This is a genomic window from Streptomyces roseochromogenus subsp. oscitans DS 12.976 (assembly GCF_000497445.1).
In the GTDB taxonomy this organism is placed as follows: Bacteria; Actinomycetota; Actinomycetes; order Streptomycetales; family Streptomycetaceae; genus Streptomyces; species Streptomyces oscitans.
In genome coordinates, this window is the sequence record NZ_CM002285.1 from 6065280 (window position 1) to 6072126 (window position 6847).

At 72.5% G+C, this 6847-nt stretch carries 5 protein-coding genes; 4 read left to right on the forward strand and 1 reads right to left on the reverse strand.

All coding sequences use genetic code 11. The annotated features are described in order from the left end of the window. Window positions 1–36 precede the first annotated feature (36 nt). The 4 genes from M878_RS75800 to dapE all read left to right on the forward strand — a co-directional run bounded on the left by M878_RS75800 (window position 37) and on the right by dapE (window position 5588). Window positions 37–1845, forward strand: a complete 1809-nt coding sequence (locus M878_RS75800; RefSeq protein WP_023550165.1) for a DEAD/DEAH box helicase — start codon at window positions 37–39, stop codon at window positions 1843–1845. A 296-nt stretch (window positions 1846–2141) separates the two neighbouring features. Continuing rightward, window positions 2142–2783 carry an IclR family transcriptional regulator gene (locus M878_RS75805; RefSeq protein WP_023550166.1) on the forward strand — a complete coding sequence of 214 codons (642 nt, stop codon included), beginning with the start codon at window positions 2142–2144 and terminating at the stop codon, window positions 2781–2783. A gap of 265 nt (window positions 2784–3048) precedes the next feature. Further along, window positions 3049–4521: an amino acid permease gene (locus M878_RS75810; RefSeq protein WP_037730195.1), complete on the forward strand. Its 1473-nt coding sequence runs from the start codon at window positions 3049–3051 to the stop codon at window positions 4519–4521. After that, window positions 4518–5588: a succinyl-diaminopimelate desuccinylase gene (gene dapE / locus M878_RS75815; RefSeq protein WP_023550168.1), complete on the forward strand. Its 1071-nt coding sequence runs from the start codon at window positions 4518–4520 to the stop codon at window positions 5586–5588. Before M878_RS75810 ends, dapE begins: the two co-directional genes overlap by 4 nt. Here dapE and M878_RS48935 read toward each other — a convergent pair. Further along, window positions 5569–6847, reverse strand: a 1279-nt coding sequence (locus M878_RS48935) for a PucR family transcriptional regulator (protein ID WP_023550169.1), incomplete at its 5' end; no start/stop codon positions are given. The two genes, dapE and M878_RS48935, sit on opposite strands and share 20 nt — an antisense overlap.

Consider the following 6847-nt stretch of genomic DNA (forward strand, 5'->3'; position numbering starts at 1 on the left):
GAGCACCCTGAGCCCCACAAGACGAGCCCCATCCCTATGGAGACCGTGACTACCACCACCGCTTCCTCCGCGCACTCGCACCACCTCTCGCCCGCCTTTCCCGGCCGGGCCCCCTGGGGTACCGCCAGTAAGCTGCGTGCCTGGCAGCAGGGGGCGATGGAGAAGTACGTCCAGGAGCAGCCGCGTGACTTCCTGGCCGTCGCCACGCCCGGTGCCGGCAAGACCACCTTCGCCCTGACGCTCGCCTCCTGGCTGCTGCACCACCACGTCGTGCAGCAGGTGACCGTGGTCGCACCGACCGAGCACCTGAAGAAGCAGTGGGCGGAGGCGGCGGCCCGGATCGGGATCAAGCTCGACCCCGAGTACAGCGCGGGGCCGCTCGGCAGGGAGTACGACGGGGTCGCCGTCACCTACGCCGGTGTCGGCGTGCGGCCCATGCTCCACCGGAATCGGGTGGAGCAGCGCAAGACCCTGGTCATCCTCGATGAGATCCATCACGCCGGTGACTCCAAGTCCTGGGGCGAGGCCTGTCTGGAGGCGTTCGAGCCCGCCACGCGCCGGCTCGCGCTCACCGGTACGCCGTTCCGGTCCGACACCAACCCCATCCCCTTCGTGACGTACGAGGAGGACAACGCCGGGATCCGGCGGTCCGCCGCCGACTACACGTACGGCTATGGGTCCGCCCTGTCGGACGGGGTCGTCCGGCCGGTCATCTTCCTCTCCTACAGCGGCAACATGCGCTGGCGTACCAAGGCCGGTGACGAGGTCGCCGCCCGGCTCGGCGAGCCGATGACCAAGGACGCGGTCAGCCAGGCCTGGCGTACGGCGCTCGACCCGCGCGGCGACTGGATGCCGAGCGTGCTGCGCGCCGCCGACCAGCGGCTGACCGAGGTCCGCAAGGCCATACCGGACGCCGGTGCCCTCGTCATCGCCTCCGATCAGGACTCCGCCCGCGCCTACGCCAAGCTGATCCGCGAGATCACCGGTACGAAGGCCACGCTCGTGCTGTCCGACGACGCCGGCGCCTCGAAGAGGATCGACGAGTTCAGCGACAGCAACGACCGGTGGATGGTCGCCGTGCGGATGGTGTCCGAGGGCGTCGACGTGCCGCGGCTCGCGGTGGGGGTGTATGCCACCACCATTTCGACCCCGCTGTTCTTCGCTCAGGCCGTCGGGCGTTTCGTACGGTCCCGGCGGCGCGGCGAGACCGCGTCCGTCTTCCTGCCGACCGTCCCTGACCTGCTGACCTTCGCCAACGAGATGGAGAAGGAACGGGACCACGCCCTCGACAAGCCGAAGAAGGAGGGCGAGGAGGACCCGTACGCCGAATCCGAGAAGGAGATGGAGGAGGCGAACAAGCAGCAGGACGAGGACACCGGCGAGCAGGACATGCTGCCGTTCGAGGCGCTGGAGTCCGACGCCGTCTTCGACCGGGTGCTCTATGACGGCGCCGAGTTCGGCATGCAGGCCCACCCCGGGAGCGAGGAGGAGCAGGACTACCTCGGGATTCCCGGGCTGCTGGAGCCCGATCAGGTGCAGATGCTGCTGCAGAAGCGGCAGGCCCGGCAGATCGCGCACAGCCGTAAGAAACCGGACGCCGAGGCCGACCTGCTGGAGCTGCCCGCCGAGCGGCGGCCGGTGGTCAGCCACAAGGAGATGATGGAGCTGCGCAAGCAGCTCAACACGATGGTCAGCGCGTATGTCCACCAGAGCGGCAAGCCGCACGGGGTGATCCACACCGAGCTGCGGCGGGTGTGCGGGGGCCCGCCGAGTGCGGAGGCCACGGCGGGGCAGCTGCGGCAGCGGATCGCCAAGGTGCAGGAGTGGGCCACGCGGATGAGGTAAGCCGGCGTGCAGGTTCCTGGGGCATGTGCGTACCCGGACGAATCGCAGCAGGCCGGATCTGGTCTTGCCCGGATTCTGGACTGAGACTTCCGCTGAGCGAACCTGCTTCGCTACTGTCCCGCTACGCACACGCCCCGTGGCAGCGCCGCCGCGGAGCGCAGCCGTGAAGCGACTTGGCCCGGAGCCGCCGGACCGTACTGCCGATCGGCGGCCTCTGAAGCGCGTCGCCGACGGGACTCGGTGACGCATTCGCCGCTCAGGGGGTCGCCGACCTCACCACCGAAGGAGTGGGCGTCGTGACCGCGGAGACCTCTCAGACGCTCGACCGGGGACTGCGTGTCCTCAAGCTGCTGGCCGACACCGACCACGGGCTGACCGTCACCGAGCTGTCCACGAAGCTGGGCGTGAACCGTACCGTGGTGTACCGGTTGCTCGCCACATTGGAGCAACACGCGCTCGTACGGCGCGACTTGGGCGGACGAGCCCGGGTCGGGCTCGGGGTGCTGGGGCTCGGGCGGCAGGTGCATCCGCTGGTACGGGAGGCCGCGTTGCCGGCGTTGCGGTCGCTCGCCGAGGACATAGGGGCGACGGCACATCTGACGTTGGTGGACGGGACGGAGGCGCTGGCCGTCGCCGTGGTCGAGCCGACGTGGACCGACTATCACGTGGCGTACCGGGCCGGATTCCGGCATCCGTTGGACCGGGGGGCCGCGGGCCGGGCGATCCTGGCCGCTCGGCAGTCGCCGGCCGAGGGGCCGGGGTACACCCTCACGCACGGGGAGCTGGAGGCCGGGGCGAGCGGGGCGGCGGCGCCGTTGGTCGGGGTCACGGGCGTCGAGGGCAGTGTGGGTGTGGTGATGCTGGCGGACTCCGTACCGGAGCGGGTGGGGCCGAGGGTGGTGGAAGCGGCCCGCGAGGTCGCCGAGGCCCTGCGCTGACGGGTCGCCCCGCGCTGTGCCGACCGGGTGGGGAGCGCTTACCGGCGCCGGCAGCGGCACTACGAAGCCGACGGTACTGCGCGAAGCCGAGAACTTGGGGCAGCGACCAGCCCCCACGCACCCGCACTCGGCAACGCTCCCCGCCGCCCCCTTGCCCATTAGGCCAAGAGTCAACCCCCAGCTTTGGCCGATCGGCTCACCCGACCCCGCCCGTACCTCCGCATCATCAGGGGCCAAACAGCCCCAAGGCGGAGGGAACAGCGCGGTGGAAGCTACAAGACGTCGGCTCACCCGGCGGCAAACCGTGGACACGCTGGTCGGCGAAGCGGGCGGCAGCCCGCTCAGGCGGACCATGGGTGTGGCCCAGCTCACCTTGCTCAGCGTAGGTGCGACGCTCGGCACCGGAATCTTCGTGGTGCTCGGCCAGGCCGTGCCGGAGGCGGGCCCCGCCGTCGTCGTCTCCTTCGTGCTGGCCGGCGTCACCGCCCTGTTCTCGGCGCTGTCGTACGCCGAGCTGGCCGGCATGATCCCCGGCTCGGGATCCTCGTACAGCTATGCCTACGCCACCCTCGGCGAGCTGGTCGCCTGGGTGTGCGGGTGGTGTCTGATCCTGGAGTACGGGGTGTCCGTGGCCGCCGTCGCCGTGGGCTGGGGGCAGTACGTCAATGAGCTGCTCGACCTCACCTTCGGAGTCACCCTCCCCGACTCGCTCAGTGCCCCGCCCGGGGCCGGGGGGACCCTGAACATCCCCGCCGCCCTCATCGTCGTACTCGCCATGGTCGTCCTGCTGCGCGGGGCCAGGGAGAGCGCCGTCGCCAACACGATCATGGTCGGCGTCAAGATCGCGGCCCTCGTCCTCTTCTGCGCCGTCGCCTTCACCGCCTTCCGGGCCGGGAACTTCCACCCGCTCTTCCCGCTCGGCGCCGCCGGCATGAGCGCCGGAGCGGCCTCCCTCTTCTTCTCCTACATCGGCTTCGACGCCGCCTCCACCGCGGGGGAGGAGGCCCGGAATCCGCAGCGAGACCTGCCCCGCGCCATCATCCTGTCCCTCGTCCTCGTCACCGCGCTGTACGTCCTCGTCGCGGTCGCCGCGCTCGGCGCCATGCCGTGGAAGCAGTTCGCGGGCACCGAGGCCACGCTCAGCGAGGTGCTCGTGCGGTCCGTCGGGGGCGGGAGCCTGTGGCCGATCCTGCTGTCCGTCGGCGCGGTCGTCGCCACCACCAGCGTGGTGCTCACCGTGCAGTACGGGCAGATCCGCATCCTCTTCGCGATGGCCCGGGACGGGCTCGTCCCGCCGCTGTTCGCCAAGGTGCATCCCCGTACCGGTGTACCCCGCGCCAACACCGTGATCGTGTCCGGCTTCATCGCGGTCCTCGCCGCTCTCGTGCCGCTCGGCAGCCTCGCCGACGCCACCAGCATCGGCACGCTGTTCGCGTTCATGCTGGTCAACCTGGCGGTCGTACTGCTGCGCCGGCGCAGCCCCGGCACCTCGCGCTCCTTCCGGGTGCCGTTCTCGCCCGTCACACCCCTCCTCGGCGTCGGCTTCTGCGTCTACATGCTGGGCAGCCTGGGTGCCGACACCTGGATCGCGTTCGGCGCGTGGCTGGCGGCCGGGCTCGTCGTCTACGGCCTCTACGGCATCCGGCACTCCAAGCTCAACGGGCCCGACGGGCTCGACAGCCGCCGGGAAGACCCCGCACCCCAGGAAGACTCCGCACTCCAGGAAGACCCCGCATGACCGCCCCCGGCATCCCCGCACTCGACCTCACCGCCGACGTCGTCACCCTCACCCGCGCCCTCGTCGACCTGCCCTCCGAGAGCGGGCGGGAGGACGTCATCGCGGACGCCGTCGACACCGCCCTGCGCGGCCTGCCCCACCTCAGCGTCGCGCGGGTCGGCAACTCCGTCGTCGCCCGCACCGGGCTGGGCCGCGCCGAACGCGCCCTGATCGCCGGGCACTTGGACACCGTCCCGGCCGCCGGGAACCTGCCGTCGCGGCTCGCCGACGGCCGTGTGCACGGGCTCGGCGCCTGCGACATGAAGGGCGGGGTCGCCGTGGCGCTGCGGCTGGCCGCGACCGTGCCCGCGCCCGTCCGCGACCTCACGTACGTCTTCTACGAGTGCGAGGAGGTGGAAGGGGACAGGAACGGGCTCGCCCGCATCGGGGCCGAGCGGCCCGACCTGCTCGCGGACGCCGGACTCGCCGTCCTCATGGAACCCTCCGACGCCGGTGTGGAGGCCGGCTGTCAGGGCATCCTCACCGCCGACATCGTGGTCGAGGGCACCCGCGCCCACACCGCCCGCGCCTGGCAGGGCGTCAACGCCGCCCACAAGGCCGGTGAGGTTCTGCGGCGGCTCGACGCGCACCGGGCGGAGCGCGTCGTGGTCGACGGGCTGGAGTACCGGGAGGGGCTCAGCGCCGTCGCCGTACGGGCCGGGGTCGCCGGGAACGTCGTACCCGACGCGTGTGTCGTCACCGTCAACTGCCGCTTCGCACCCAGTCGTTCACCCGAGGAGGCGGAGGCGTACGTACGCGCCCTCTTCCCGGAGTACGAGGTCCGCGTCACGGAAGTCGTCGCCGGGGCGCCGCCCCACCTCGACCGGGTCGGCGGGCTCGTCGCGGCGCTCGGGGCCGAGCCGCGGCCCAAGCTCGGCTGGACGGACGTCGCCCGGTTCGCGGCGCTGGGCGTGCCCGCGCTCAACTACGGCCCCGGGGACCCGTCCCTCGCCCACACGGCGGGGGAGTACGTCCCGGTCGCGCACCTGGAGCGGTGTGAGGCCGGGCTCAGGGCGTGGCTGAGCTGAGGCCGGCCAGCGCCCGCAACTGCAGCCACAGCACCAGCCGTTCGTCGGGGTCGTCCAGATCGACCCCGGCGTGCTGCTGGAGCTGTCTGAGCCGGTAGCGGCAGGTGTTGGGGTGCACGGCGAGGAGTTTCGCCGCGCCCGCCATGTCGCAGCCCGCGTCGAACCAGGAGACGAGGGTGCGCGCGTACTCCGTGCCGTGCCCGGCGTCGTACGCGAGCACCCGCCGCCAGGCGCCCGCGCTCAACTCCCGCCGCTCGCCCATCACTTCGGACAGGCGCAGCAGGGTGACGCGCGCCCTCACCTCGTCCACCGTGGCCACCGGCAGTTCCGCGTCCAGCACCCGCAGCACCAGGTCCGCGTCCGCCCGTGAGTCCGCGAGCCCCGCCGCGTCCGGCACGACCTCGCCGAGCGCCGCCCGCACCGGCACCCGCAACGCCTGCCCGGCCCGCGCCACGATGTCCTCGGCGAGCGTGCGATGCCGTTCTCCGGGGCCGGGCAGCACCGCGTACACCACCCCGTCCACCAGCACGCCCGCGTGCCGCCCGTAGCGGGCCTCGCACTGCAGCCGTACGACGTCCAGCAGACGCAGCGCCGTGCGCTCGGTGTCCGGGACGCCGGCTGCGGAGTCCAGCACGAAGGCCGCCACCCGGGCGGGACCGGCAACCCCCAGCCGCTCGGCGGCCGTTGCCGCGTCCGCCGCCGTGCCGTCCAGCAGACGGCGCAGCAGTTCGCCACCCTGGTGCCGGGCCAGCTCCTGGGCCGCACGGGCCCGCAGCAGGAGCAGGGCGGCCGTGGAGGCCCCCTGGGCGAGGGTGTCCTCGGCGTCCGGGGCGAGTGAGCCGCCGTCGATCACCCAGACCGAGCCGAGCGTCTCCCCGCCGGCCCGTACCGGCATCGCGAGGCGGGGCAGGTCGCCGGCGGACAGCGCGGGCAGCCCGATCGGGCGGACGGCGGCGAACAGCCGCCGGTACTGCTCGGTGTTCTCCGCGCTGGCCGGCACCTGCCGGCCGAGGATGCCCTGCCGGCGGTCCTCGTCCACCGGCTGCCCGTGGACGGTCGAGTAGGCGAGGATCCGCTGCCGGGGGTCCTCGATGGCGGTGGCCCCGCCGGTCGCCGTCGCGATCGCGTCGGCCAGCGCGAACAGGTCGCCGAGCCCGCTGTCGGGGGCCGCTCCGGTGGGCCGGGCGGCGATGGCCGAGGCCAGCAGCAGGTGCACATGGTGCCAGGCGGCGTCCTCGGCGACGGACAGCAGCGCCACG

Bases quoted from the DNA above. Each gene is read 5' to 3' on its own strand.
- dapE (WP_023550168.1), top strand. From the start codon at position 4,518: ATGACCGCCCCCGGCATCCCCGCACTCGACCTCACCGCCGACGTCGTC.
- M878_RS75800 (WP_023550165.1), top strand. From the start codon at position 37: ATGGAGACCGTGACTACCACCACCGCTTCCTCCGCGCACTCGCACCAC.